1 protein-coding gene is annotated in these 3,238 nt (G+C 54.0%); it reads left to right on the top strand.

Annotated elements, in window-relative coordinates; translation table 11 throughout:
• Window positions 1-209 precede the first annotated feature (209 nt).
• Complete coding sequence (locus AC0QHF_RS27135) at window positions 210-3,119, top strand: CHAT domain-containing protein (RefSeq protein WP_324707404.1); 2,910 nt, start codon at window positions 210-212, stop codon at window positions 3,117-3,119.
• The last annotated feature ends 119 nt before the right edge of the window (window positions 3,120-3,238 follow it).

Here is a 3,238-nt window from a genome sequence, read left to right on the forward strand (position 1 = left end):
TTTTCCCCCGAGATCTCAATAGAAACCCGGTTTCTAGACCCGAGTTTCTAAACGCGATCGCTCCCAACAAAGAAACCGGGTTTCTAGAAGCATCTTGGGTTTCCCACAGACATCTCAATAGAAACCCGGTTTCTAGACCCGAGTTTCTAGGCATCTCCGTTTCTGGTGGGCTAAAATAGGCGGTATCCTCCCCGAATCGGTGCCGCCCTATGGATGAACAACGCCTGCAAGACTATCTCAACCTGATTCAAGAACTCCTCTCCTGTCCCAGTGGGTCCGAAGCCGCCATATTGAGCCGCCGCCCCGAACTCCTGGATCGGGGGTTGGTGGAGGTGATGAGGGCAGAAGCAGAAATGAGGGCGGCACGGGGGGAGAGGAATGCGGGCTGGCTGCGGGATTTTGCCGGGAAAATAGAGGCGGTGAATTATTCCCTGCCCGGACTGCAAAAACAAGCGGAAGCAGATCGCCTATGGAATCAGGCAGCCCAACACTATCGACACAGTGAATTTCCCCAAGCCTTCCAATGTTTGCAACAGTGCCTCCAACTGTATCAAGAAATTGGGGATGGGCGCGGCATCGCAAAATCTTGGGGAGGGTTGGGATATATCGAGCTAAATCGGGGCAATTGGGATGAAGCGGAGCGTCTGTATCGGCAATGCTTGGAAATTGAAACCGAATTGGGCGATCGCTCCGGCATGGCTAAATGTTGGGGACTGTTGGGAGATATCGAGCGAAATCGGGGCAACTGGGATGAGGCAGAGCGTCTGTTTCGGCAATACTTGGAAATTGAAACCGAATTGGGCGATCGCTCCGGCATGGCTACCTCTTGGGGACTGTTGGGAGATATCGAGCGAAAACGGGGCAACTGGGATGAAGCCGAGCGGCTGTATCGGCAATCTTTGCAATTGAGTACCGAATTGGGCGATCGCTCCCATATGGCTTACTGTTGGGGATGGTTGGGATATATCCAGCGAAAACGTGGCAATTGGGATGAGATGGAGCGCCGGTATCAGCAATCTTTGCAATTGAGTACCGAATTGGGCGATCGCTCCGGCATGGTATCCTCTTGGACACATTTGGGCATTCTCTATCAGCACTTGTACCAAATTCCCGAAGCCCTCGCCGCCTGGAGATCAGGTTTAGAGCTCTGTCCCCCAGCCAAATTCCCCGTCGAAGCCTTGGATCTCGGTCGCAGATTAGGCAATATCGCCTTTGACATCCGAGACTGGGAAACCGCCATCTATGGCTATGAAGTCGCCACCGAAGCCGTTGAAACCCTTTGCAGCTTCACCAACTCCTACCTGGAAAAACAAAACCGCCGGGAAGCCGTAGTAGAAATCTATGAGAAACTGGTACAAGCCTGCATCAATGCCAAAGACATCGGCAAAGCCCTCGCCAGCGTCGAACGCAGCAAGTCCCGCAACCTGATCGAACTCCTCAGCAACCGGGAACTCTCCCCCAGCGGCGACGTCCCCCCGGAATTGCGGCAAGAACTCGATCGCCTGCGCCGGGAAGTCACCGCCAAACAGCGGTTACTCGAAAGCCTCGACACCGCCACCGACACGGATGTTGGGGGCGAACCGGGGTTGGGGCAACGCGGCGCGGGTTCTTCGAGTTACAAGCCTGAAGCCGTCGCCGCCCTCCGCCAAAACTACGAACAGGCGCAACAAGCCTTAACCGAACTCCTCGATACCCTGAAAACCTACGACCCCAATTTCACCCTCACCCAGCGGGTGGAACCGATCCAATTCTCGCAAATTCGGGAGTTATTGGATGAGGAGACGGTGTTAATAGAATGGTATCTGACTCGGGAGCGAATTTATACGTTTATTGTACTCGGAGGAGATCCCCCCCAACCCCCCCTTGAGAAGGGGGGGCTAAGAGATTCAGAACTTCTTTTAGGTGGTGGAGATCCCCCCCAACCCCCCCTTGATAAGGGGGGGCTAAGAGATTCAGAACCCCCCTTTTTAAGGGGGGCAGGGGGGATCTCCGTGCACACCTCCACCCCGGAACAATACCAACAATTACAGGAATTGCGCCAAACCTATTTACAGTCCTATGCCGAAGACTTCTCCGACTGGGACAACCACCTCGATCGCTTCCTGCCCCTTCTCCGGGATATCCTCCAGTTACCCCAACTTCTCGCCCCCCTCCCCCGCAACCTTCACCGCCTGATATTAGTCCCCTATCGGGATTTACATTTATTTCCCCTCCACGCCATCCCCCTCGGCGATGGCGACGAACCGGAATATTTAGCGGATCGATTTTCCCAAGGCGTCAGCTACGCCCCCAGTTGTCAATTTTTGCAAGTCTCCCGCCGCAACCGCAAACCCACCCCCAAAAAACGCCTCTTCGCCATCCAAAACCCCACCGAAGATTTAACCTATGCGGACTTGGAAGTTGAGGCAATTTTAGACAACTTCTCCGCCACATCCAGCCATCTCGCCCGCCAGCAAGCCCAGAAAACCGCCCTCAACCAAGATCCCCACCGCCAAGACTTTCGGGCGGCGGAATATCTCCACTTCGCCGGACACGGTGCCTTTAATTTCATCACTCCCCTGCTATCTCCCCTGGTGTTGGCGGGGGCAAAAATCCGCGTCAGCGACACCGAACCCACCCCAGACACCGCCAAAACGCGATATCTGCCCTGGCGAAAAGGAACGGCGATCGACCTGACCAAATGTTACACCTTGGGGGAATTATTTGAACTGTCTTTACCCGCCTGCCGCCTGGTGATTCTCTCCGCTTGCGAAACGGGGTTAACGGACTTTTCCTCCCAGTTAGAAGAATACATCAGTTTGGGTTTGGGGTTCCTGTACGCGGGGGCGGCGAACGTGGTTTGCAGCCTGTGGGCGGTGAACGATGTCTCAACCGCAATTTTGATGGTAAAATTCTATGAGGAAATAGAGAATCAACCCTCAGTTTCCCAGGCATTAAAAGCGGCGCAGAAGTGGATGAGGGAGGTGACAAAGCAACAGTTGATCGACTGGTTAGAGAACAGCGATTCCCAAGCCAAACAAAACCTGAGTAACAACCTAAATTTAGGTTTAGATGCCCCCCAATCCCGCCCCTACGAACACCCCATCCACTGGGCGGCATTTTGTGCGATCGGTTTTTAATGTGGAGGAAGAAACCGCGATCGCTCCCAAGGGAAGAAACCGGGTTTCTAGAAGCATCTTTGATTTTCCCCCGAGATCTCAATAGAAACCCGGTTTCTAGACCCGAGTTTCTAAACGCG

The sequence above is a fragment of the Lyngbya sp. CCY1209 genome (assembly GCF_055795065.1).